The following is a 23,383-nucleotide window of genomic DNA, read 5'->3' as shown; positions in this document are numbered from 1 at the left end:
GAGCGCCTCAGGGGTTGATCGAGAGGGCCTGCGCCGTGGCGTCCAGCTCTCGACGGGCGACGTCGGGTCGCGTGTTCAGCGACTCCCCGTAGCTGGGGATGAGCTCGCGCAGACGCGGCTCCCACGCGGCCATGCGCTCGGGGAAGCACGTCTTGATCAGGCCGAGCATGATCGACACGGCCGTCGAGGCGCCCGGCGAGGCGCCGAGGAGACCGGCGATGGAGTGGTCGGCCGAGGTGACGACCTCGGTGCCGAACTGCAGGACGCCGCCCTTGTCCTTATCGCGCTTCATCACCTGGGCGCGCTGACCGGCGTCGAGCAGCTCCCAGTCGTCGTCCTTCGCGGTGGGCATGAACTCGCGGAGGCTGTCGACCTTCTTCGCGTGCGTCTTGAGCAGCTCGCTCACGAGGTACTTGATGAGGCCCGGGTTGTCGACGGCGACCTTGAGCATGGGTCCGATGTTGTGCGGACGAACCTGCGTGACGATGTCGAGCATCGAGCCGTTCTTGAGGAACTTCGGGCTGAAGGTCGCGAACGGTCCGAACAGCAGAGCCGACTCCCCGTCAACGACACGCGTGTCGAGGTGCGGCACCGACATGGGAGGCGCGCCCACCGAAGCCTGCGAGTAGACCTTGGCGCGGTGCTTCGAGACGATGTCGGGGTTCGAGGTCTTCAGCCACTGCCCGCCGATCGGGAAGACGCCGTAGCCCTTGATCTCGGGGATACCCGAGCGCTGGAGCAGCTTCAGCGCCCATCCGCCTGCACCCACGAAGACGAACTTCGCGTTGATGGAGCCCGGGGTGCCGCCGATGACGTGGCGGTACGAGACCTCCCAGGTGCCGTCTTTCTTCTTTTTGAGCTTCTTGACGTCGTGGTTGGTGGCGACCTCGACGCCCTTCTCGCTCAGGTTCGCGAAGAGCTGGCGCGTGAGCGAGCCGAAGTCGACGTCGGTGCCGGCGGGCACGCGGGTGGCGGCGAAGGGCTCGCCCTTGCGACGCTTCTGCATCAGCAGCGGAGCCCACTGGTTGATGACGCGGGAGTCCTCGCTGTACTCGATGCCGGCGAACAGCGGCTGCTGCTTGAGCACCTCGTAGCGGCGACGCAGGTACGCCACGTCTTTCTCGCCGCGCACGAAGGTCATGTGCGGGGTCGCGTTGATGAACGTTGACGGCTCGTCGAGCACGCCCTCGGCCACGAGCGTCGACCAGAGCTGGCGGCTCTGCTGAAACTGCTCGTTGATCGCGACGGCCTTCGACGGGTCGAGCGCTCCGTCTTTGCTGTCGGGCATGTAGTTGAGCTCGCACAGCGCCGCGTGGCCCGTGCCGGCGTTGTTCCAGGCGTTGGAGCTCTCCTGCGCGACGTCGCTGAGGCGCTCCAGCACCGCGATCTTCAGATCGGGCTGGAGGTCTTTGAGCAGCGTGCCGAGAGTGGCGGACATGATGCCGCCACCGATGAGGAGAACATCGACGTTTTCAGTCACCCGTCGATTCTAGGTGCGGGCCGTGAGGTGTCTCGACATCGAGAGATCGGTCGGTTCGATGTCGAGACACCTGACACCCGGCATCCGGATGCCGTGTCCTCAGGCGGTCGCGAGACGCTTCTGGGCGACGAGCTCGGCGATCTGCACCGCGTTCAGCGCCGCGCCCTTGCGCAGGTTGTCGTTGCTGATGAACAGCACGAGGCCCTTGCCCTCGGGGGCGGACTGGTCGGCGCGGATGCGGCCGACGTAGCTGGGGTCGGTGCCGGCGGCCTGCAGCGGGGTGGGCACCTCTTCAAGGCGCACGCCGGGGGCGTCGGCGAGCAGTTCGCGGGCGCGCTCGGGCGAGAGGTCGCGCGCGAACTCGGCGTTGATGCTGAGCGAGTGACCCGTGAAGACGGGGACGCGCACGCAGGTGCCGGCGACGCGCAGCTCGGGCAGCTCGAGGATCTTGCGGCTCTCGTTGCGCAGCTTTTTCTCTTCGTCGGTCTCGTTGAGGCCGTCGTCGACCAGGTTGCCCGCGAAGGGGATGACGTCGAACGCGATCGGGGCGACGTACTTCTCGGGTGCGGGGAAGTCGAGGGCCGAACCGTCGCGCACGAGACGCTCGACACCGCCCTGCGCGAGCACTCCCTCGACCTGGCCCAGGAGCTCCTGGGCACCGGCGAGGCCGGACCCCGAGACGGCCTGGTAGGTGCTGACGATGAGGCGCTCGAGGCCCGCCTCGGTGTCGAGCACCTTCAGCACCGGCATGGCGGCCATGGTCGTGCAGTTGGGGTTGGCGACGATGCCCTTGACGGCCTCGTCGATCGCGTGCGGGTTGACCTCGCTGACGACCAGCGGCACCTCGGGGTCCATGCGCCAGGCGCTGGAGTTGTCGATGACGAGCGCGCCCGCCTCGGCGAAGCGCGGCGCGTGGGCGCGCGAACCGGTGGCGCCGGCGGAGAAGAGGGCGACCTCGACCCCCGCGGGATCGGCCGTGGCGACGTCTTCGACGACGACGGAGTGACCGCCGAAGTCGATCGAGGTGCCGGCGGAGCGAGCGGTGGCGAACAGCCGCAGCTCGCGGATGGGGAACGAGCGCTCGGCGAGGATCTCGAGCATGACGGTGCCGACCTGGCCGGTGGCGCCGACGACGGCGAGGGAGATTCCGGAATCGGAGATGCGGGTCATGCGAGTGTCCTTGCGTTCGGGATTTCGATGATCTTACCGGCAGGCGCAGACGGCTCTTTGCGAACCCGTTACACCGCGGAAACAGCGCGCTCTATATTGTGTTCACGATGAACACTTATGACGGATCCTCCCCCGTGCGGATCGCCGTTCTGCAGGCCCGCGGAGAGCCCGGCGACGTGCCCCGCAACCTCGAGCGCATCGCCCGGGCCGCACGCGAGGCGCGGAAGGGCGGAGCCGAGATCCTGGTCACCCCCGAGATGTTCGCGACCGGCTACAACATCGGGCCGCGACTCGGCGAGGTCGTGACCGATGACCTCGTCGACCGCCTGCGCGAGGTCGCCGTCCGGGCCGGCATCGCCCTCGTCGTGGGCACCGGCCTGCGCCGCCCCGACGGCATCGCGAACGCCGTGCTCGTGATCGACGCCGAGGGCACGGTGCTCGCGCGGTACGACAAGACGCATCTCTTCGGCGACCTCGACCGTTCGCTCTTCGTCGCGGGCGAGACGCTCGGTCCCCTCCTCACCTGGCGGGGCCTTCGCCTCGGTCTGCTCATCTGCTACGACGTGGAGTTCCCCGAGAACGTCCGAGCCCTCGCCGTGGCCGGCGCCGATCTGATCCTCGTGCCGACGGCGCAGATGGAGCCCTACGCCTTCATCGCGGAGCACCTCATCCGCGTGCGCGCGTGGGAGAGCCAGGTCGCGATCGCCTACGCCAACCGCGTCGGGTCGGAGGGCGATCTGAGCTACGTCGGGCGCAGCAGCGTCGTGGGTGCCGACGGCGTCGTTCTGGCCGCCGCGGGCCCCGACCGCGACGAACTGCTGCTCGCGACGGTCGACCCCGCCGCGATCGAGCGCTCCCGCGCCGCGAACCCCTACCTGCGCGACCGGCGTCCCGACCTCACCTCCGCTCCCTCCCCGCAGACCGCCCCCCGGCAGCCCGACCCCGTCACCCGCAACGAAAGGCCGCCCGCATGACCCCCACTCCCCCGACAACCCCCGGCGTGAAGCGACTCTCGGGTCGACTCGGCACCGGCTCGATCGTCTTCATGGTGATCGCCGCCGCCGCTCCCCTCACCGTCATCGGCGGCAACGTGCCGATCGCGGTCGGCTCGGGCAACGGCGCCGGCGCCCCGGTCGGCTTCCTGCTGGCCGCGCTCGTGCTGCTCGTCTTCGCCGTCGGCTTCGTCACGATGACGCCCTACGTCCGCGATGCCGGAGCGTTCTTCTCGTACGCCTCGGCGGGGCTCGGCCCGCGCGCGGGACTGGCCGCCGCCTTCGTCGCCCTCGTGGCCTACACCGCCATCCAGGTCGGCGTGTACGGCTTCCTCGGGTGGGCGCTCGGAGATCTCGTGACGTTCTTCGGGGGGCCGACCCTGCACTGGGGCGTCTACGCCTTCGTCGCGCTGATCCTCGTCGCCGTGCTCGGCTACAGACACATCGAACTGTCGTCGCGCGTGCTGGGGATCGCCCTGGTCGCCGAGATCACCGTGGTCGTCGTGCTCGACGTCGTCATCTTCTCGACCGGTGGCGCCGAGGGGATCGCGTGGTCGACGTTCTCGGCCGAGAACGTCTTCAGCCCCGGCCTCGCCATCTCGGTGCTGTTCGCGCTCACCGGGTTCATCGGGTTCGAGGCGACGGCCGTCTTCCGCGACGAGGCGCGCGACCCCGCCCGCACGATCCCCCGCGCCACCTACCTCGCCGTCATCATCATCGGCGTCTTCTACGCCGTGTCGTGCTGGGCGCTGATCACGGGCGCGGGCGCCGACGGCGCGGTCGCTCTCGCGAAGGCGACGCTGGCGGGCGACGCGAACATGCTGATGGACCTCACCGGTCGCTACCTCGGCCCGATCTTCCAGGACATCACGCAGGTGCTTTTGGTGACGAGCCTGTTCGCCTGCGTGCTGTCGTTCCACAACATCATCGCGCGCTACCAGTTCACCCTCGCCGGTCGCGGCGCACTCCCCCGGCGCCTCGGCGTCGTGCACGGGCGCCACGAATCGCCCGCGTTCTCGTCGATGGTGCAGACGATCACCGCCGCGGTCATCGTGGGTGCGTTCGCGCTGTTCGACGTCGAACCCCTGGTCGGCGTCTTCGGCTCGATGGCCGGGGTCGCCACGGTCGGCATGGTGCTGCTCATGCTGCTCACCTCGGTGGCCGTGCTGGTCTTCTTCTCGCGCAACGCCCAGGTGCGCCGCGCCCTCATCGGCCGCGCGGTGGTCGCCCCGATCGCCGCGGTGATCGGCCTGGCGCTCTCGCTCTGGCTGGTGCTGTCGAACTTCACGCTGGTGACCGGAGGAAGCGTCGCCCTGTCGATCGTGCTCGCTCTGCTCCCGGTGGCCGCGGGTGTGGTCGGTGCGGCGTGGGGCGGGCGACGCCGTATCGGGGAGATCCAGGTACCGGATGCCACGCCCACCGCCGCGATCGCCGTCGCCCGCGCGCAGGATGACATGATCGACGGATGACGACGGAGAGTGCCGATGCCGCCGCGGCCCCGGCACTCTCGTCGATCGTCCCGCTCTCGGCATCCGACGCCGTACGCGCCCGACTGTGCCTCGCGATCGAACTGGGCCTGCTGCCGCCCGGTGCCCACCTGCCCTCGGATCACCGCGCGGCGGACGCGTTCGGAGTCAGCACGGCGACCGTGCGCCGGGTGTTCGAGACCCTGACCGAGGAGGGACTGCTCGAGCGGCGCCGCGGCCGCAACGGCGGCACGTTCGTCTCGGCCCACGCCGACATCTCGCGCTGGGCGAACGACCCGGCCGTGGTCCGACTGCGCGGCGAGACCCCGACGGTGCGGGTCCTCATCGCCCAGCGCGCGCTGATCGAGTCGTCCCTCGCCGCCGAGGCGGCCTGGCACCGCGACGACCCGACCGCGATCGCCCACCTGAATGCGGCTCGGCAGGCGAGCGCCGACGCGTCCGCCGCGGACGACTGGTCGCAGTTCCACGAGGCAGACGTGCGGTTCCACCGCGCGATGGCCGCGGCGGCGCTCCAGGACTGGGCCCTCGAGACGCACCGCACGACCGCCGACGCGCTCTACGGCTACTTCGTGCCGTACCCGATCGAGTACCTCCGCGGCAGTAACGACGAGCACCTTGCGATCCTCGCCGCCGTCGAAGCCGGCGATGCCGAGCGCGCGGCGGCTCTCGCGCGCGAGCACGTGCTCGAGCTGCGCGCGTCGATGTTCATCTCGGCGCGACCCAGCGGCATCCGCTCGTCGTGAGCGTCGACCGCCGCGGATGAGCCGGGCGGATCAGCGACCGGTGCCGGCGTGGACCGTGGCCTCGGCGTCGCCGTCGAGACCGTACGCGGTGTGCACGAGGCGGGCGGCCTCGGCGAGGTCGACGCCGCGCACCACGACCGAGATGCGGATCTCGGAGGTCGAGATCATCTCGATGTTGACGCCCGCCAGGCTCAGCGCCTCGAACAGCGTCGCCGAGACGCCCGAGTGCGTGCGCATGCCCGCGCCGACGACCGAGAGCTTGCCGATCTGATCGTCGTGCACGAGGCTCTGGAACCCGACCTCGGACTGCTCGCCCGCGAGGGCCTTGAGCGCGACGGAGGCGTCGGTCTTGGGCAGCGTGAACGAGATGTCGGTGCGACCGGTCGCCGCCGCCGAGACGTTCTGCACGATCATGTCGACGTTGGCACCGGACTTGGCGACGATCTTGAAGATGTCGGCGGCCTTGCCGGGCACGTCGGGCACGCCGATGACGGTGATCTTGGCCTGGCTGAGGTCGGTGGCGACGCCGGCGACGATGGGCTCTTCCATGGTGGCTCCCTCGGGGACGAGCGGGTACTTCTTCGACGGGTCGAGCACCCAGGTGCCCTCGTTCGGGCTGAACGTGGACCGGGCGTGGATCAGCACGCCGTGGCGCCGCGCGTACTCGACCGCGCGAATGTAGAGGACCTTGGCACCGTTGGCGGCGAGCTCGAGCATCTCTTCGCTGCCGACGCGGTCGAGCTTGCGCGCGAGAGGCACGACGCGCGGGTCGGCGGTGAAGATGCCGTCGACGTCGCTGTAGATCTCGCAGACGTCGGCCTTCAGCGCCGCGGCGAGCGCGACGGCGGTCGTGTCGGATCCGCCGCGACCGAGCGTGGTGATGTCGCGGGTGTCGCGGTTGAATCCCTGGAAGCCGGCGACGATGACGATCGCGCCCTCGTCGAGCGCCTCGCGGAGTCGGATGGGCGTGACGTCGACGATGCGGGCCGCGCCGTGCGTGGCATCCGTGATCATGCCCGCCTGGCTGCCGGTGAACGAACGCGCCTCGAAGCCCATCGAGTGGATGGCCATGGCCAGCAGCGCCATCGAGATGCGCTCTCCGCTGGACAGCAGCATGTCGAGCTCGCGCGGCGCGGGGATCGGCGCGACCTGACCGGCGAGGTCGAGGAGCTCGTCGGTGGTGTCGCCCATGGCGCTGACGGCGACGACGACCTCGTGGCCGGCGCGACGCGTGTCGACGATGCGCTTGGCGACCCGCTTGATGCTCTCGGCGTCGGCGACGGACGAGCCGCCGTACTTCTGGACGATCAGAGCCATGAGGAGAACTCCCGGAGGGGTCGTGCGTCGGGATGCCACGACGCCGGCGCTGGTGTCGCGCCCGAGGATCATCCTAAAGGCGCGCGCATACCGCCCCCGTCATGCACGTACTGTCATGCGAGCGCCCAGCCGCCCGCGGATAGGATCGACGGGTTCCACCCCCTCCCCCCTGGAGCGATCGGATGCCGCTCACCCCCGGCCACTGGCTGTCGTCGCTGCGCCGTCTCGTGCACACCGACGACGCGTCGTCGTCGCCCGACACGACCCTGCTGCCCGTCATCGACGAGGCGCTGTCGACGCGCATCCTCGACCTCGCGATCCGCATCGGCGAGACGATGCTGGTCGTCGGCGCGCCCGCCAACGAGGTGACGCTCACGATCGTGCGCGTGTGCGGGGCGTACGGACTCGACCCCGTGCACGTCGACGTGACCTACAACTCGATCACCATCGCGCACAGCCGGCCGGGGGCGACCCATCCGACGACCCTGCTGCGCGTCGTGCGCGGCTCGGTACCCGACCACGCGAAGCTGCAGCGCCTGCAGGCCCTCGTCGAGGAGATCGCGAACGGCCTGGCCCTCGACGACGCCATCTCGCGCTGCCGCGCCATCCGGCGCCTGCCGTTCCGCTACCGCCCCGCGATCGTCATCGTCTCGCAAGCCTCGCTCGCGGCCGGCGTCGCCATCATGTTCGGTGCGAACTGGCTCGCCCTCGTGCTGTCGTTCATCGCCGCGGCGCTCGCCGCGACCACGCAGCACATCATGGCCCGTGCCCGCGTGCCCTACTTCTTCGCCCAGATCGCGGGCGGCTTCGTGCTCACCGTCGTCGCGGCGCTCTCCCCCCTGCTGCGTTACACGGGCCTCGACGCGGCCGCGGCGATCAGACCGTCGGTGATCGTGGCATCCGGGATCGTGCTGATGCTCGCGGGACTCACCGTCGTCGGCGCAGCCCAAGACGCGATCGACGGCTTCGCCCTCACCGCCACGGGCCGCATTCTCGAGCTGACGACGCAGACGCTCGGCGTGGTACTCGGAATCCTCGCCGGTCTCGAGACCGTGCGCGTGATCGGTCTCGGCATGTCGCCGCCGTCCACGGCTCTGCCGCTCGGACCCGTCGCCCTGCAGTTCGTGGGCGCCGCCGTCATCGCCATCGCGGTAGCGGTGTACAACGGCGCCGGCGCACGCATCGTCGTGGTCAGCGCGGCGCTCAGCCTCGTCGCCTGGGCCGGGTACGTCGCGGCGACCGGGGTCGGCTTCGAGGTCGCGGCCGCGAGCGGCGTGGGCGCCTTCGTCGGCAGCTTCGCCGGCATCGTGGTCGCCTACCGCCTGCACGTGCCGTCGGTCGCGATCACGACCGCGGCGATCCTGCCACTCGTGCCCGGTGCCGCGGTGTTCCGCGGACTGCTCGGCGTGGTCGAGTCGGGCGACGACCCCACCGTGCTCATGACCGGCGTGACCACCCTCGCGGGGGCGGCCACCATCGGCATCGCGTTGGCCGTCGGCGCCTCGCTCGGCATCTACCTCGGCCAGCCGGTGCGCGCGACGCTGACCAGCGTCACCCGGGTGCGGGCGCGCGTGCGGCGGTAGTCGCGGGCGGCCGGCGCGGACTTTCCGAGGCCGAGGTCAGAGCGCGCGGCGGCCCTCGAAGGCGCGACCCAAGGTGACCTCGTCGGCGTATTCGAGGTCTCCGCCGACGGGGAGACCGGATGCCAGGCGGGTGACGCGGATCTCGAGCGTGTGCAGCAGCCGGCTGAGGTAGGTCGCGGTCGCCTCGCCCTCGAGGTTGGGGTTGGTCGCGAGGATGACCTCTTGCACCGTGCCGTCGGCGAGGCGCTGCATGAGCTGGGTGACGCGCAGGTCGTCGGGACCGATGCCGGCGATCGGGCTGATCGCCCCGCCGAGCACGTGGTACAGACCGCGGAACTCGCGGGTGCGCTCGATCGCGGCCACGTCTTTCGCGTCTTCGACGACGCAGATCAGGGTGGCGTTGCGACGGGGGTCGCGGCAGATGGAGCAGCGCTCCTGCTCGGTGACGTTGCCGCAGATCTCGCAGAACTTGACCTTGTCGCGGATCTCGCCGAGCAGAGTCGACAGTCGCGAGACGTCGAACGACGGCGACTGCAGGATGTGGAACGCGATGCGCTGGGCCGACTTCGGGCCGATGCCCGGCAAGCGGCCGAACTCGTCGATGAGGTCTTGGACGATTCCGTCGTACATCAGTTGAACCTCGTCGGGGGCTCGTAGGGTTCGTCACGCACGTAGGTGGCGCCGAGCATCTGTCGCACGACCGCCTCGCCGTAGCGCTGCACGCCGCCGCCAAGCGGGGGCATGCGCGGAACGACGACCGGCGGCAGCGGGGCCTCGGTCTCGTCGGCGGGCGGGATCACGTCGTCGTCGTCGACCTCTTCGGGGGCCGGGACCGACCGGGCCACGTCACGGGGCGGGAGCACGACACCCTCGCGCACGGGGGTGGCCGGTGCGATGCCCGCGGAGGCCTCGTCGGGTTCGTCGTCGACCGCCAGGGCGGTCGGAGCGCGGAACGCCGACGGCGCGGCGCCGTCGGAGGCCGGGATGGGCGCCACGGCCCACTCGGTCACCGACGAGGCGTACGGGGCCGACGAGGTCGCGGCGCGCGGCGCGGGGGGCTGCTGCCCGCTCGGTCGCGTCGCCTGCGGGCCGGCGGGCGCCGGGCCGGCCGGTCCGCGCGGAGCGCCGCCCTGGCCGCCGGGGCCACCGCCCGACCCACCGGGGCCACCGGGCTGGTCGCCCTCGAGGCGGGCGAGGTACTTCACTCGGACCCCGAGCACGGCCTGGATCGCCTGCCGCAGGTCTTCGCTCGGGCCGCCCTCGGGCGTGCGGGTCTTGAACGCCGACAGATCGTTCGTCGTGCGGAACGCGAGGGTGAGCACGTCGTCGTCGTACGCGACGACAGTCGAGGTCGACACGATCAGCCATGAGGCACGGCTCGCCACCTCGAGCTGACCCAGCACCTCGGGCCACGCGTCTCGTACGTGCGCCAGGTCGATCGGGCCGACCGGGGTCGCCGGCGGCGTCGGGGCGGACGGCTCGAGCGGGAAGGCCTCGTCGGATGCGGGAGCTTCGCCGGGCGCGGGAGCCGCGTCGGCGGGCTCCGCCGCAGCGGCGTTCTCGGCTGCCGCGTCGTTCTGGGCTGCCGCGTCGGGCGCGGGGGTCGCGTCGGGCGCGGGGGTCGCGTCGGGCGCGGGGGTCGCGTCGGGCGCGGGGGTCGCCGTCGGCTCAGCCGCCGCAGCGGGCTCGACGCGTTCCGAGGGCTCGGCTGTGCCGGTCGCCTCAGCGGGCGGGGCCGTGGACGCCGACTCGGGCTCCGACGCCGGCGCGGCTTTCGTCGGGGACTCGGGCTTCGCGACCGGTTCGGGCTTCGCGTCCGGCTCGGCCTCCGCGACGGAATCTGTTGCTGAAGTGCCTCCCGACGTCGAGACGGATGCCGCCGAGGGCGCTCTGTCGAAGGGGTGCGCCTCGTCGTCGTCGGGCATGGCGAGAGCCGGTTCGACGGCCGTCGCGGGCGAGGCCGCGCGGGTCGGTGCGGGTTCGTCGAACACGGAAGCGTCGCCGTCGTCGAACGGCGGCGGAGCGTCGTCGTCGGTGAAGGGCGGCGGGGCGTCATCGTCGGAGGGGGCGCTGCCGGCCGTCGCGGGGGCGGCGACGCGGTTCGTCGCGGGCGCGGGCGCGGGCCTCTCGGCATCCGCCGGCGTCGGCTCGGGGCGACCGGGAGCCGCGATCCGCGGGGCGGCGACGCCCGGAGACGCCACCGCGGGGGCTGCCCCGCCCGGCGACGCGATGCGGGGGGCGGCGACCCCAGGAGAGGCGATGCCGGGGGAAGCGACGGCCGGCGAGGCCACGGTCGGTGAGGCCACCGCCGGTGAAGCGATCTTCGGGGAGGCCACGGCCGGCGACGAGGCGCCGCCCGATGAGGTACCGGGCGACGCGATGCGCGGGGCCGCCGCGGGAGCGGACGACACCGCCGACTGGGTCGACGGGGCGGCGATGTCGGCCGCGGGTGACGCGGGACGCCCCGTCGCGGGGGCGACCTGCGCGGGGGCTGCGGCATGACCGCGCCCTGCTTCGATGTCGTGCGCCGTGGCGGGCGATCCGCCCTGAGCGACACCCGCGTGCGTGAGCACGCGCGCCACCAGCAACTCGAGCTGAAGACGGGGCGAGGTGGCGCCGGTCATCTCGTCGAGCGCGGCCACCACGAGGTCGGCCGTGCGGGACAGACGGGTGGTTCCGAAGGCGGTGGCCTGCCGCGACATGCGCTCCAGCTCGTCGTCGGGGACACCGCGCAGGACCGCGGAGGCGCCCGCACCCGTGGCCGCCACGATGATCAGGTCGCGCAGGCGCTCGAGCAGGTCGTCGACGAAACGGCGGGGATCTTGGCCGGTCTGCACGACACGGTCGACGGCGGCGAAGGCTCCTCCGCCGTCGTTCGCGGCGAAGGCGTCGACGACCTCGTCGAGCAGCTCGGAGTGCGTGTAGCCCAACAGCGAGACCGCGCGCTCGTAGCGCACGAGCACGTGGCCCGCGGGTTCGGTCGCCGAGCCTGTCGACGGGTCGCTGCCGGCGATGAGCTGGTCGAGCAGCGAGAGGGTGTCGCGGGGCGACCCGCCACCGGCGCGAACGACGAGGGGCAGCACGCCGGCTTCGACGCTCACGCCCTCGGTCTCGCAGAGCTCTTGGACGTACTCGAGCATCGCGGCGGGCGGAACCAGCCGGAACGGGTAGTGGTGCGTGCGCGAGCGGATGGTGCCGAGCACCTTCTCGGGCTCGGTGGTGGCGAAGATGAACTTCACGTGGGCCGGAGGCTCTTCGACCAGCTTGAGCAGGGCGTTGAAGCCCTGCTGCGTCACCATGTGCGCCTCATCGAGGATGAAGATCTTGAAGCGGTCGCGCGCGGGGGCGAAGATCGCGCGCTCGCGCAGGTCGCGGGCGTCGTCGACACCGTTGTGGCTCGCCGCGTCGATCTCGACCACGTCGAGCGACCCGCCGCCGCCGCGCCCCAGCTCGACGCAGCTGTCGCACGTGCCGCAGGGGGTGTCGGTGGGACCCGCCGCGCAGTTGAGGCAGCGCGCCAGAATGCGGGCCGAGGTGGTCTTTCCGCAGCCGCGCGGACCCGAGAACAAATACGCGTGACCCACGCGGTCGCTGCGCAGGGCGGTCATGAGCGGCTCGGTCACCTGCGACTGCCCGATCATCTCGCCGAACGCCTCGGGGCGGTATCGGCGGTACAGGGCTGTCGTCACTCCACCAGCCTACGGCGTACCTCCGACATCGCCTCCGCGCCCCCGACGATCGACCCTCGGACCGCGGGGAACGGCGGAGATTCCGGCGACGGAGGACGCGATCGCCCCCTGGCGTCCTCCCCTCCCCGATCCTCCTCCCGCGGGCGGAGAAGGCGCCCGCGAACGCCGAACGCGGCGACCCCCGCAGGGTGCCGCCGCGTTCGAAGAGCTCAGAAACCGCCGTCGAGTCCGACCGCGATGGGTGCCTCGTCGTCGCCGACGACCGGGATGGTCGCGGTGACGATCGGCACCGACGCCGACAGCAGCGTGCCGTCCTCGCGCACGGAGCCCTCGAGCTGGCGGATCGAGGGACGACCGGGCCGCACCGGCCCCTGTCCGTGCAGGGCCACGCGCACCGTCTCACCTGGCGCGACGGTGTAGTCCACCCCGCGCACGGCGAAGGTGACGGGGCCGCCCTCTCCCCCTGCGCGAAGGGTCAGCGCCGACGCGGTGAGGGTGATGTCGAGGCGCGTGCCGTGCCAGTGCAGCACGTACGACAGCTCGGGCCAGTCGGCGGGCAGACGCGGGTCGAAGGTCAGCAGACCGAAGTGGTCGCGCATGCCGCCGAAACCGCTGACGAGGGCCGTCCACACCCCACCGGCCGAGGCCACGTGCACGCCGTCAGAGGCGTTGTGATGCAGGTCGCCGAGGTCGACGAACGCGGCCTGACGGAAGTACTCCAAGGCGAGGTCCTGGTAGCCGACCTCCGCCGCGAGGATCGACTGCACGACCGCCGACAGCGTCGAGTCGCCCGTGGTCAGCGGGTCGTAGTACTCGAAGTCGGCGAGCTTCTCGGCATCCGTGAAGTGATTGCCCTGCAGGAACAGCGCGAGCACCACGTCGGCCTGCTTGAGCACCTGGTACCGGTAGATCACCAGCGGGTGGAAGTGCAGCAGCAGCGGACGCTGATCGGGCGGGGTGTTCTCGAGGTCCCAGATCTCGCGCTCGAGGAACACGGCGTCTTGGGGGTGGATGCCGAGGGCCTCGCTGAACGGGATGTGCATGGCCTCGGCGGCCTTGTCCCACCGCTCGGGCTCCGACGGGTCGAGGTTCATGCGATCGGCCATGTGCGCGTACGCGTCGGGATCACGGTCGGCGAGATCGCGGACCGTGCGCGCGGCGAAGCGCAGGTTGAACCGCGCCATGACGTTGGTGAACAGGTTGTCGTTGACGACGGTGGTGTACTCGTCGGGCCCGGTGACGCCGTGGATGTGGAAGGAGTCGCGCTCCCCGTCGTCGGAGCCGTCGCTCGAGCGCCAGAACCCCAGCGTCGCCCACAGGCGGGCCGTGTCGACGGCGATGTCGACGCCCTCACGGGCGAGGAACTCCTCGTCGCCGGTCGCCCGCACGTACTTCGCCAGCGCGTAGGCCACGTCGGCGTTGATGTGGTACTGCGCGGTGCCCGCGGCGTAGTAGGCCGAGGCCTCTTCGCCGTTGATGGTGCGCCACGGGAACAACGCCCCGGCCTCATTCAGCTGGTGCGCGCGTTTGCGGCCCGCGGGAAGCATGAGGTAGCGCATGCGCAGCGCGTTGCGGGCCCACAGCGGCGACGTGTACGCCAGGAACGGCAGCACGTAGACCTCGGTGTCCCAGAAGTAGTGCCCGCTGTAGCCGGAGCCCGTGACGCCCTTGGCCGGCACGCCCTGCCCGTCGGCGCGGGCGGCCGCCTGCGCGAGCTGGAAGAGGCACCAGCGCGTGGCCTGCTGCAGGTCGCCGTGACCGCCGATGCGCACGTCGGAGCGATCCCAGAAGTCGGCGTACCAGGCGATCTGCTCCTCGACGAGCCGGTCGACGCCCGTCTCGACCGCGCGATCGAGCGTGCGGCGGCAGCGGTCGAGCAGCTCACCCGTGGGAACGCCACGCGAGGTGTGGTAGCTCACGAGCTTGGTGATCGTGGTGGGGACGCCGGCCCGGGCGTGCACCCGATAGACGTTCTTGGCGATGTCGGGCTCGATGAGCTGGCGCGAGGTGTACTCGTTCTCGGTCTCGACGAGGTGGTCGGCGATGACGGCGAGCGTCATGGCCGACTCGCTGACCTCGTAGCTGAGGGCCGAGCGGTCGCCGTCCTGCCAGTACTCGCGCGGCTGCAGCACGCGGTCGCTGAGCTTCTCGGTCTTGCGCGGGTCGAAACCGGACTGCTTCGATGCCATGGGCGAACCGCCGTAGATGCCCTCGCCGTCCTGACGGTTCAGCAGCTGGCTGCTCACGGTGACGGGGGCGTCGGCATCGAGCACGGTGACGGTCAGGCGCAGCACCGCGAGGTGCTTCTCGTCGAACGACACGAAGCGCTCGTCCTCGATGCGCACGCGCTTGCCCGAGGGCGTGACCCACAGGAGGTTGCGGCGCAGGATCCCCTGACGCATGTCGAGCACGCGCTCGTACTCCCGCACGTCGGCGACGTCGAGCGACAGCGGCTCGTCGTCGACGTAGACGCGCATGACCTTGGCATCCGGAGCGTTGATGATCGTCTGACCGACCTCGGCGAAACCGTAGGCCTGCTCGGCGTGACGGATCGGGAACGTCTCGTGGAACCCGTTGATGAACGTGCCCTGTTCGAGCGCGAACCGCCCCTCGATGGAGTTGCCGCGCAGTCCGAGGTAGCCGTTGCCGACCGCGAAGAGGGTCTCGGTGACCCCCACGTCGTCGAGCGAGAACTCGGTTTCTACGAGACGCCATTCGTCGATGGGGAAACGATCGCGATCGATCATCACGTGCCTTCCAGGGCGAGGGGGCATCCCGCGCGCCCGCGGTGAGTCGGGTGGGTCGCGTGCAGGCGACGGCTCAGTCTACGAAGGCCGCGAGGTCGTCGACGACCACGGTGGCCCCGGCGGAGGCGAGGTCGTCGGCCCCGACGCCGCGATCGACGCCGACGACGACCGCGTATCCGGCCGCGACGGCCGACTTCACGCCGCTCAGTGCGTCTTCGACGGCGACGGATCGGGCCGGGTCGACGCCCAGCATGCGCGCCGCCTCGGCGAACACGTCGGGTGCGGGCTTCGACGACAGGTGGTCGCGCTCGGCGACGACGCCGTCCATGACGACGGGGAAGCGATCGCGGATGCCGGCGGCGTCGAGCACCTCGACGGCGTTCTTCGAGCTCGACACGACAGCGATGGGGACCCCGGCCTTCTGGAGCACGTCGAGAAGGGCCACCGACCCCGGGTACGGCGCGATGCCCTCGCGGCGGAGGATCTCTGAGAAGACCACGTTCTTGCGGTTGCCGACTCCGCACACGGTGTCTTCGGAGGGGTCGTCGGAGGGATCGCCCCACGGCACCTCGACGTCGCGGCTGCGCAGCAGACTCGCCACGCCGTCGTAGCGCTTCTTGCCGTCGACGTACTCGAAGTAGTCGCGGTCGGTGTAGGCCGGCTCGATCTTCCACGCGGCGAACAGCTCGTCGAACATCGTCTTCCACGCCCGCATGTGCACCTCGGCGGTGGGGGTCAGCACGCCGTCGAGATCGAACAGCACCCCGTCGAACGTCGTCAGGTCGGGCAGATCGGCGGTGGGGGTCATGGGGAACTCCGGGTCGAAGAAGACGATCGCCCCAGCAGGGCGGGGTCAGCGTAGCGGGACGAGGTGTCTCAGCGGGTGACCGACAGGGTCTGCCGCGCGATCTCGAGCTCTTCGTCGGTGGGCACGACGAGCACCTCGACGCGCGAGGCGTCGGTGGAGATGCGCCGGATGCCGCGTCCGCGCGTCGCATTGCGCTCGGCGTCGATCTCGACCCCGGCGAACCCGAGAGTCGCCATGGCCTCGGCGCGCACGGCGGCGGCGTTCTCGCCCACCCCCGCGGTGAACGAGATGACGTCGACCCCGTTCAGCTGCGCGAGGTAGGCGCCCGCGTACGCGCGCAGGCGATGGATGTAGACGTCGAAGGCCAGGCGCGCCGCCGGGTCTCCCGCCTCGCGTCGCTGCTGGATGTCGCGCATGTCGGACACTCCCGCGATGCCGAGCAGGCCCGAGCGCTTGTTGAGAAGCGTGTCGAGATCGGCGGTCGACATCTCGGCGCGGCGCGCGAGCTGCAGCAGCACCGCGGGGTCGAGGTCTCCCGAGCGCGTGCCCATGACGAGCCCCTCGAGAGGCGTGAGGCCCATCGAGGTGTCGACCGAACGCCCGCCCTCGATCGCGGCGACCGAGGCGCCGTTGCCGAGGTGGAACACGATCTGCTTCAACTCGGTGAGCGGGCGACCCACGAAGGCGGCGGCTGCCTCGCTGACGAATTTGTGGCTCGTGCCGTGGAACCCGTAGCGACGGATGCGGTGGGCCTCGGCGACCTCGCGGTCGATCGCGTACGTGTACGCCTCGGGAGCGAGCGACTGGTGGAAGGCCGTGTCGAACACGGCCACGTGCGGAACGTCGGGGAACGCCTTCTTCGCCGCGACGATCCCCGCGAGGTTCGCGGGATTGTGGAGAGGCGCCAGGACCGACAGCTCGTCGATGTTGATCTCGACGAGCGGCGTCACGACCGTGGGCGCGAAGAAGCGCGCACCGCCGTGCACGACACGGTGACCGACCGCGACCGGGGCGCGCTCGTCGAGCGAGGGCCCGTGCGCGGCGAAGGCGTCGAGCATGACGGCGAAGCCCGCGGTGTGGTCGGGGATCTCGCGCTCGATCGTGTAGGTGGCATCCGTCACCGTGGGCGCCGGAGCGTCGGGAGCGGAGAGGGCCGCGGCGGTGATGGTGTGGGTCGCCGTTCCCCCGGTCCCTGAGCCTGTCGAAGGGTCGCCGATGCGTTCGACGAGACCGGATGCCAGCACCCGCTCGTGCGCCATGTCGAGTAACTGGTACTTGAACGACGACGAACCGCTGTTGACGACGAGGACGACGCTCATTGGGTGCCCCCCTGGGCCTGGATCGCGGTGATCGCGATGGTGTTGACGATGTCGTCGACGAGGGCGCCGCGCGAGAGGTCGTTGATGGGCTTGTTCAGACCCTGCAGCACGGGGCCGATCGCGACGGCCCCGGCCGAGCGCTGCACGGCCTTGTAGGTGTTGTTGCCCGTGTTGAGGTCGGGGAAGACGAACACCGTCGCGCGACCGGCGACCTCGGAGTCGGGCATCTTGGCCCGGGCGACGGCCGCGTCGGCCGCGGCGTCGTACTGGATGGGTCCCTCGACGAGCAACTCGGGCGCGCGCTCGCGCACGAGGGCGGTCGCGGTGCGCACCTTCTCGACGTCGGCGCCCGTGCCGGACTCGCCCGTCGAGTACGACAGCATGGCCACGCGCGGCGCGATGCCGAACTGCTCGGCGGTGGCGGCCGACGACACGGCGATGTCGGCGAGCTGCTCGCTCGTGGGGTCGGGGATGACGGCGCAGTCGCCGTAGACGAGCACGCGGTCGGCGAGGGCCATGAGGAAGACGCTCGAGACGACCGAGACGCCGGGGGCGGTCTTGATGATCTCAAACGCGGGGCGGATCGTGTGCGCCGTGGTGTGAGCGGCGCCGGAGACCATTCCGTCGGCGAGGCCGAGGTGCACCATGAGCGTGCCGAAGTACGACACGTCGGTCACGGTGTCGGCGGCCTGCGCGAAGGTGACGCCCTTGTGCGCGCGGAGCCGGGCGTACTCGGTCGCGAACTTGTCGACGTGCACGGCGTCGAAGGGGCTGAGCACCTCGGCGTCGCGGATGTCGATGCCGAGCTCGATCGCGCGCCCACGCACCTCGATCGGCTCGCCGAGGATCGTGAGGTCGGCGATGCCTCGCGAGAGCACGGTGGCCGCCGCCCGCAGCACGCGGTCGTCGTTGCCCTCGGGCAGCACGATGCGGCGCTTGTCGCTGCGGGCGCGGTCGACCAGGCCGTACTCGAACATGAGCGGGGTGACCACGCTCGGGCGGGCGACGCCCAGTTCGCGCGTGAGGAGTTCGGTGTCGACGTGGCGCTCGAACAGGGCGAGGGCGGTGTCGTAGCGGTGCTGCGAGTCGGCGGCCAGGCGACCACGCGTGTTCATGATGCGCACCGCGGTGTCGTAGGTGCCGAGGTCGGTCGCGATGATCGGCAGGGGCGAGCCGAGGCCGTCGATGAGGCGCACGATCGCATCGGGCAGCTCGAACCCGCCGTTGAGCACGATGCCGGCGAGAGAGGGGAAGGTGCCCGAGGCGTTGGCCAGCAGGGCGGCGATGAGCACCTCGCTGCGATCGGCGGGGATGACGACGACCGCGGACTCTTTGAGCCGTGGCAGGACGTTGACCATCGACATTCCCGCGACGACCACGTCGAGCACCTCGCGGGTCAGCAGCGCCGGGTCGCCCTTGATGAGCTCACCCTCGACGGAGCGCAGCACGCCGCGCACCGAGGGGGCGATGAGGAAGCGGTCTTCGGGAAGAGCCCAGACGGGCACGCTGCGGCGTTCGGCCGCGGTGCCGACGGGCAGCGCGTCGACGACCTGACGCACGGATGCCGTGATCTCGTCGAGGTGATCGGGATCGGCGCGGTTGGCGATCACGGCGAACAGCGCCGCCCGCTCGTGCTGCAGTTCGGAGACGGCGAGCGAGGCGATCTGTCCGACCTCGTGCGGGGTGCGTGCGACCGACATGCCCAGCGTCTCGCTGTGACCCTGCTGCGCACGACCGCCGAGCACGAGGAGCACGGGGGCGCCCAGGTTGGCCGCGATGCGGGCGTTGTAGGCCAGCTCGGCGGGGCTGCCGACGTCGGTGTAGTCGCTGCCGATGATGACGACCGCGTCGCACTGGGCCTCGACGGCCTTGTACCGCTCGACGATGCGGGCCAGAGCGGCGTCGGCGTCGTCGCGCACGTCGTCGTAGGTCACGCCCACGCAGTCGTCGTAGGCGAGGTCGACGCTGTCGTGATCGAGCAGCATCTCGAGCACGTAGTCGCGCTCGGCCGTCGATCGCGCGATGGGACGGAACACCCCCGCGCGCGGCGTGACGCGGCTGAGGGCGTCGAGGACGCCCAGAGCCACCGAGGATTTGCCCGAATGACCTTCGGCCGACGTGATGTAGATGCTCTGCGTCACGGAGCCAGCCTATTGCGGGCCTCCGACACCGCCGCGGGGTTGCTTCGGTGTCGAGTGATCAGGAGGGGTCCACCGGCACGAGCCGGGCGCCGACCCTCCGGAGATCCGCGGCGAGCGCCGTGTCGGGGTCGAGGTCGGCGATGATCCCCGCGACCCCGTCGAGCGGCAGGATGCCGAAGCGCGAAGCCGCACCGAGCTTCTCCTCGCTCGCGAGGACGAACGTCTCGGCCGCGCGGGCCGCGAGAGCGCGCTTCATGGCCGCCTCCTCGGCATCCCCCGTCGACAGCCCCGTTTCGGGGTGAACCCCCGTCACGCCTAGGAAGAAGAGGTCGGCGCTGACGTTCTGCGCCGCTTCCATCGCCGCGGCCCCGCAGGCCACGGCGGAGTGCTTGTAGAGGCGCCCGCCGAGGATGATGACCTCGGCGTCGTGGTCGAGGAGCGCGGCGGCGATCGTCGGCGAGTGGGTGATGATCGTGCCGCCGAACGAGCGCGGCAGCAGATCGACCATCGCCAGGGTCGTCGTCCCGCCGTCGAGCAGCACGGTGGAGTCGGGCTCGATGAGGGCGACCGCGGCGGCGGCCACGCGCTCTTTACTCCCCCGCGCGACCTCGCGACGAGCGGCGTAGTCGGCGACGGCGGGCGAGGCCGGGAGCGCCCCGCCGTAGACGCGGACGGCGAGGCCCGCGGCATCCAATTCTCGGAGGTCCCGGCGGATGCTGTCTTCAGAGAGACCCAGCTCGACGGCGATGTCCTTCACGACGAGACGGCCGTCGCGCCGGAGCCGGTCGAGCAGGGCGTCTTTCCGGGCGGCAGCGAGCATGGTCCACAGTGTTGCACGTTTCTGCACTATTGTTCCGAGTCATGACCGACCCTCGCCCCGGCACCACCGTCGCCGATCACCGCGGCCGCACCGGCCTGCACCTCACCGGCCGCGACCTCGACCGCAACCCGCGGGTGGAGGTCACCGACGTCGACCTCCTCGCGGCCGGCTGGCACGTGCTGCGGGCGACGACGTTCCGCTACCGCGGCGACGACGGCGAGTGGACGACCCTCACACGCGAGACCTACGACCGCGGCAACGGTGCGACGATCCTGCTTTACGACCCCGACCGGCGGACCGTGCTGCTCACCCGGCAGTTCCGCTACCCCGTCTACGTCAACGACCACCCCGACGGCATGCTCATCGAGACCGCCGCGGGCCTGCTCGACGACGACGACCCGGTCACCGCGATCCGTCGCGAGGCCGAGGAGGAGACGCGGGTGCGCGTCGATGAAATACAGCACGTGTTCGACGTCTACATGAGCCCGGGATCGGTCACCGAGCGCCTGCACTTCTTCGCCGCGGCCTACGACGGCGCCGACCGCGAGGGCGATCGCGGGGGCCTGGCCGAGGAGGACGAGGAGATCGAGATCCTCGAATACGACATCGATCTGGCGATGCAGATGATCCGGGACGGATCGATCCATGATGCCAAGACCATCATGCTGCTGCAGTGGGCGGTGCTCGACGGGCCCTTCGCCCGGCATTAAGGCGCGGTGTCGAGCCACAGAGTCGGGCATCGGGGAAAAGAAAAGACCCTCCGCGCACCCGGTAGAGCCTGGTTACCCTTGCTACGTTTCCGTCCTGGGGGAGTTGGCCGGGATACCGCCACGCGGAGAGCCGTCGACTAGCCTACCCGACTCATCGGCGTCTCCCCGCCGCGATCCAGCCGCGCGCATCCGTCGCCGGGATTCACCGCCGAAACCGGCCCCGCGACGACGGCACGCGGCGCCTCACGCCTGCAGCGCCAGCGCGGCCGCGCCCAGCAGCGGTCCGTCGCCGTCGAGTCCCGACCCCACGATGCGGCAGCGGCGCGCGTAGGCGTGCAGAGAGGCGGCCTGGGCCGCCGCGCGCACCTGATCGATGTAGTCGGGCGCGACCTGCGAGAACCCGCCGGCGATGGCCACGGCCTCGAGGTCGCACAGCGTGGCCGCGGCCGCGATCGCCTGCCCGACGGCGGTGGCCGAGCGGCGCACCGCGCGGACGGCGATGTCGTCACCCGCCGCGTGCGAGGCGGCGAGATCGAGCCCCGTCAGGCCCTCCCACCCCTGGGCGCGTGCCCACGCGACAGTGCCGGGTCCGGCCGCGACGGCTTCAAGGGTCGAGGCGACGACCTCGCCGTCGTCGATGGTGCGCACGAAGATCTGGCCGAGGTGTCCGGCATTGCCGCTGGCGCCCCGCACCGGCTCGCCGGCCAGGACGAAGCCGCCGCCCACGCCCGTCGACACCACGATGGCCATCGCGTCGTCGCAGCCGACCAGGGCTCCGCGCCAGTGCTCGGCGAGGGCGATGCAGGTGCCGTCCAGGGCCAGGTGGATCGGACCGTCGACGAGTCCGTCGAGCACCTCGTCGATCTGCAGGCCCGCGGCCAGGGGAAGGTTCAGCGGCGACACCGACCGCGACGGGAGGTCGACGGGACCGGCACTGCCCACCCCGATCGCTCCCACGCGGGCACCGGGCACCGCGGCGAGCGCGGCGACGGCGGCCTCGCGGACGTAGCGGGCGATCTGCGCACGGTCGGCCTCGCGCCCCGTCGGGCGCCGGGCCACGCTCGCACGCTCGACCTCTCCCTCGACGGACACGAGGGCCGCGTCGACCTTGGTCCCGCCGATGTCGACGGCGAGCACGTGAGTGAACGGGAGGGTGGTCGCGGTGTCGGGCATGGGGCTCCTCGGGCGGATCGACGCCCCCGATCCTAGGGGTGCAGCCGTGCGCCCCCTGTGCACCCGGCTCTTTCCGACCCGCCGCACCATGACGCGGGTTACGATCAGGTCACGGCGGCGAGGATGCGCCGCCGCCCTCCACGACACAAGGGATGCCATGGACGAGACGGTCACGCCCGAGGCGACCACGCGGACACGCCGCACCGACACGAGCCCGCGCCCGGGCGTCGACATCGGCCTGGACGCCGCGTCATTCGCCCAGCTGACCGGCGACATCGTGGCATCCGTCTCCCGCGTGATCGACGGCAAGCCCGATGCCGTGCGCAGCGCCCTGATCGCGTTGCTCGCCGAGGGACACCTGCTGATCGAAGACGTTCCCGGCGTCGGCAAGACCATGCTCGCGCGGGCCCTGGCCGCCACGGTCGACGCCGACGTGCGGCGCATCCAGTTCACTCCCGACCTCCTTCCCGGTGACATCACGGGCGTGTCGGTGTTCAACCCGGTGCAGCGGCAGTTCGAGTTCACCCCCGGTGCCGTGTTCGCCAACATCGTGATCGCCGACGAGATCAACCGCTCCTCCCCCAAGACGCAGTCGTCGCTGCTGGAGGCGATGGAGGAGCGCCAGGTCACCGTCGACGGTCGGACCCACGTGCTCCCCTCGCCGTTCCTCGTCGTCGCGACGCAGAACCCCCTCGAGATGGAGGGCACCTACGCGCTGCCCGAGGCGCAGCGCGATCGCTTCCTGCTGCGCATCTCGATGGGGTATCCGGATGCCGCGGCCGAGGCGCTCATGCTGCGCCAGCGCGACAGCGTGAACCCGCTCGACGGACTGACTCCCGTGGTGACCGCGCGTCAGGTGACGGCGATGATCGCCTGGGCGCGCGGCGTGCACGTGGCGCCCGCGCTCGAGGACTACGTCGTCGCCCTCGCGCAGGCGACCCGCAGCCATCCCGACATCCGCCTGGGGGCGAGCCCCCGCGCGACCCTGCAGCTCGTGCGCGCGGCGAAGGTGCGCGCGGCCCTCGACGGTCGCGCCTACGTCATCCCCGACGACATCACGGCGCTGCTGTCGCCGGTGTTCGCCCACCGTCTGATCGCCAACCGGTCGGCGGCCGGCGGTCGCGCCGGGGCCGCCGTGGTCGCCGACGCGCTCGATCGGATCGCCACGAGCGTCCGCGTGCCGCTCGCGCCGCGACCGTGAGGC

The 23,383-nt window shown here is 71.2% G+C and carries 16 protein-coding genes, 1 other RNA gene and 1 pseudogene; 6 read left to right on the top strand and 12 right to left on the bottom strand.

The genetic code is table 11. The features are described 5' to 3' along the window. Window positions 1–7 precede the first annotated feature (7 nt). Both mqo and LPW41_RS13960 read right to left on the bottom strand, forming a co-directional pair. Window positions 8–1,438 (bottom strand): malate dehydrogenase (quinone), encoded by a 1,431-nt coding sequence (gene mqo, locus LPW41_RS13965; protein ID WP_307214106.1) that lies wholly within the window; start codon window positions 1,436–1,438, stop codon window positions 8–10. A gap of 141 nt (window positions 1,439–1,579) precedes the next feature. Continuing rightward, on the bottom strand, window positions 1,580–2,650 hold the full coding sequence (locus LPW41_RS13960) for an aspartate-semialdehyde dehydrogenase (protein ID WP_230705151.1): 1,071 nt from the start codon (window positions 2,648–2,650) through the stop codon (window positions 1,580–1,582). Window positions 2,651–2,757: 107 nt separating this feature from the next. Here LPW41_RS13960 and LPW41_RS13955 point away from each other — a divergent pair, with 107 nt between their 5' ends. Genes LPW41_RS13955 through LPW41_RS13945 form a run of 3 tightly spaced genes read left to right on the top strand, consistent with a single transcriptional unit; the run spans window position 2,758 to window position 5,872 of the window. Then, window positions 2,758–3,624, top strand: a complete 867-nt coding sequence (locus LPW41_RS13955) for a carbon-nitrogen hydrolase family protein (protein ID WP_230705150.1) — start codon at window positions 2,758–2,760, stop codon at window positions 3,622–3,624. Next, window positions 3,621–5,111 carry an APC family permease gene (locus tag LPW41_RS13950; RefSeq protein ID WP_230705149.1) on the top strand — a complete coding sequence of 497 codons (1,491 nt, stop codon included), beginning with the start codon at window positions 3,621–3,623 and terminating at the stop codon, window positions 5,109–5,111. Before LPW41_RS13955 ends, LPW41_RS13950 begins: the two co-directional genes overlap by 4 nt. Beyond that, window positions 5,108–5,872, top strand: coding sequence for a FadR/GntR family transcriptional regulator (locus LPW41_RS13945; protein WP_144832966.1), 765 nt, complete (start codon window positions 5,108–5,110; stop codon window positions 5,870–5,872). The genes LPW41_RS13950 and LPW41_RS13945 overlap by 4 nt, the downstream gene beginning before the upstream one ends. 30 nt (window positions 5,873–5,902) lie before the next feature. Here LPW41_RS13945 and LPW41_RS13940 read toward each other — a convergent pair whose 3' ends face one another. Then, the gene (locus tag LPW41_RS13940; RefSeq protein ID WP_144832964.1) at window positions 5,903–7,189 is read right to left on the bottom strand and encodes an aspartate kinase; all 1,287 of its coding nucleotides are present in this window, start codon (window positions 7,187–7,189) and stop codon (window positions 5,903–5,905) included. 182 nt (window positions 7,190–7,371) lie between these two features. Here LPW41_RS13940 and LPW41_RS13935 point away from each other — a divergent pair, with 182 nt between their 5' ends. After that, the gene (locus LPW41_RS13935) at window positions 7,372–8,772 is read left to right on the top strand and encodes a threonine/serine exporter ThrE family protein (protein ID WP_230705148.1); all 1,401 of its coding nucleotides are present in this window, start codon (window positions 7,372–7,374) and stop codon (window positions 8,770–8,772) included. Window positions 8,773–8,808: 36 nt separating this feature from the next. On the opposite strand, the gene recR is transcribed toward LPW41_RS13935, so the two are convergent. The 7 genes and pseudogenes from recR to LPW41_RS13900 all read right to left on the bottom strand — a co-directional run bounded on the left by recR (window position 8,809) and on the right by LPW41_RS13900 (window position 20,296). After that, window positions 8,809–9,402: a recombination mediator RecR gene (recR, locus tag LPW41_RS13930; protein WP_150958566.1), complete on the bottom strand. Its 594-nt coding sequence runs from the start codon at window positions 9,400–9,402 to the stop codon at window positions 8,809–8,811. Between the two features lie 1,430 nt (window positions 9,403–10,832). Continuing rightward, window positions 10,833–12,461, bottom strand: a pseudogene (locus LPW41_RS13925) (DNA polymerase III subunit gamma and tau); the annotation flags it as partial. A 209-nt stretch (window positions 12,462–12,670) separates the two neighbouring features. Then, window positions 12,671–15,208, bottom strand: coding sequence for a glycoside hydrolase family 65 protein (locus LPW41_RS13920; RefSeq protein WP_230705147.1), 2,538 nt, complete (start codon window positions 15,206–15,208; stop codon window positions 12,671–12,673). Between the two features lie 73 nt (window positions 15,209–15,281). Then, window positions 15,282–16,016 carry an HAD family phosphatase gene (locus LPW41_RS13915; RefSeq protein ID WP_144832956.1) on the bottom strand — a complete coding sequence of 245 codons (735 nt, stop codon included), beginning with the start codon at window positions 16,014–16,016 and terminating at the stop codon, window positions 15,282–15,284. 68 nt (window positions 16,017–16,084) lie between these two features. Next, window positions 16,085–17,335, bottom strand: coding sequence for an acetate/propionate family kinase (locus tag LPW41_RS13910; protein ID WP_230705146.1), 1,251 nt, complete (start codon window positions 17,333–17,335; stop codon window positions 16,085–16,087). Beyond that, complete coding sequence (gene pta, locus LPW41_RS13905) at window positions 17,332–19,476, bottom strand: phosphate acetyltransferase (protein WP_144832952.1); 2,145 nt, start codon at window positions 19,474–19,476, stop codon at window positions 17,332–17,334. Before pta ends, LPW41_RS13910 begins: the two co-directional genes overlap by 4 nt. 58 nt (window positions 19,477–19,534) lie before the next feature. After that, the gene (locus LPW41_RS13900) at window positions 19,535–20,296 is read right to left on the bottom strand and encodes a DeoR/GlpR family DNA-binding transcription regulator (protein WP_144832950.1); all 762 of its coding nucleotides are present in this window, start codon (window positions 20,294–20,296) and stop codon (window positions 19,535–19,537) included. A gap of 41 nt (window positions 20,297–20,337) precedes the next feature. Here LPW41_RS13900 and LPW41_RS13895 point away from each other — a divergent pair, with 41 nt between their 5' ends. After that, window positions 20,338–21,006 (top strand): NUDIX domain-containing protein, encoded by a 669-nt coding sequence (locus LPW41_RS13895; protein ID WP_144832948.1) that lies wholly within the window; start codon window positions 20,338–20,340, stop codon window positions 21,004–21,006. A 38-nt stretch (window positions 21,007–21,044) separates the two neighbouring features. On the opposite strand, the gene ffs is transcribed toward LPW41_RS13895, so the two are convergent. After that, an RNA gene (ffs, locus tag LPW41_RS13890) (signal recognition particle sRNA small type) lies at window positions 21,045–21,141 on the bottom strand. Window positions 21,142–21,249: 108 nt separating this feature from the next. Continuing rightward, entirely contained in the window at window positions 21,250–22,179 is a 930-nt protein-coding gene (locus LPW41_RS13885; protein WP_144832946.1) for an ROK family protein, read from the bottom strand. 157 nt (window positions 22,180–22,336) lie between these two features. On the opposite strand from LPW41_RS13885, the gene LPW41_RS13880 reads away from it, so the two are divergent. Then, window positions 22,337–23,380 (top strand): MoxR family ATPase, encoded by a 1,044-nt coding sequence (locus LPW41_RS13880; RefSeq protein WP_144832944.1) that lies wholly within the window; start codon window positions 22,337–22,339, stop codon window positions 23,378–23,380. Window positions 23,381–23,383 lie beyond the last annotated feature (3 nt).

This window comes from Microbacterium sp. JC 701, from assembly GCF_021026215.1.
Lineage (GTDB): Bacteria > Actinomycetota > Actinomycetes > Actinomycetales > Microbacteriaceae > Microbacterium > Microbacterium algihabitans.
The sequence above is the reverse complement of the archived record's forward strand: the minus strand, read 5'-3'. Positions and strand labels throughout refer to the sequence as shown.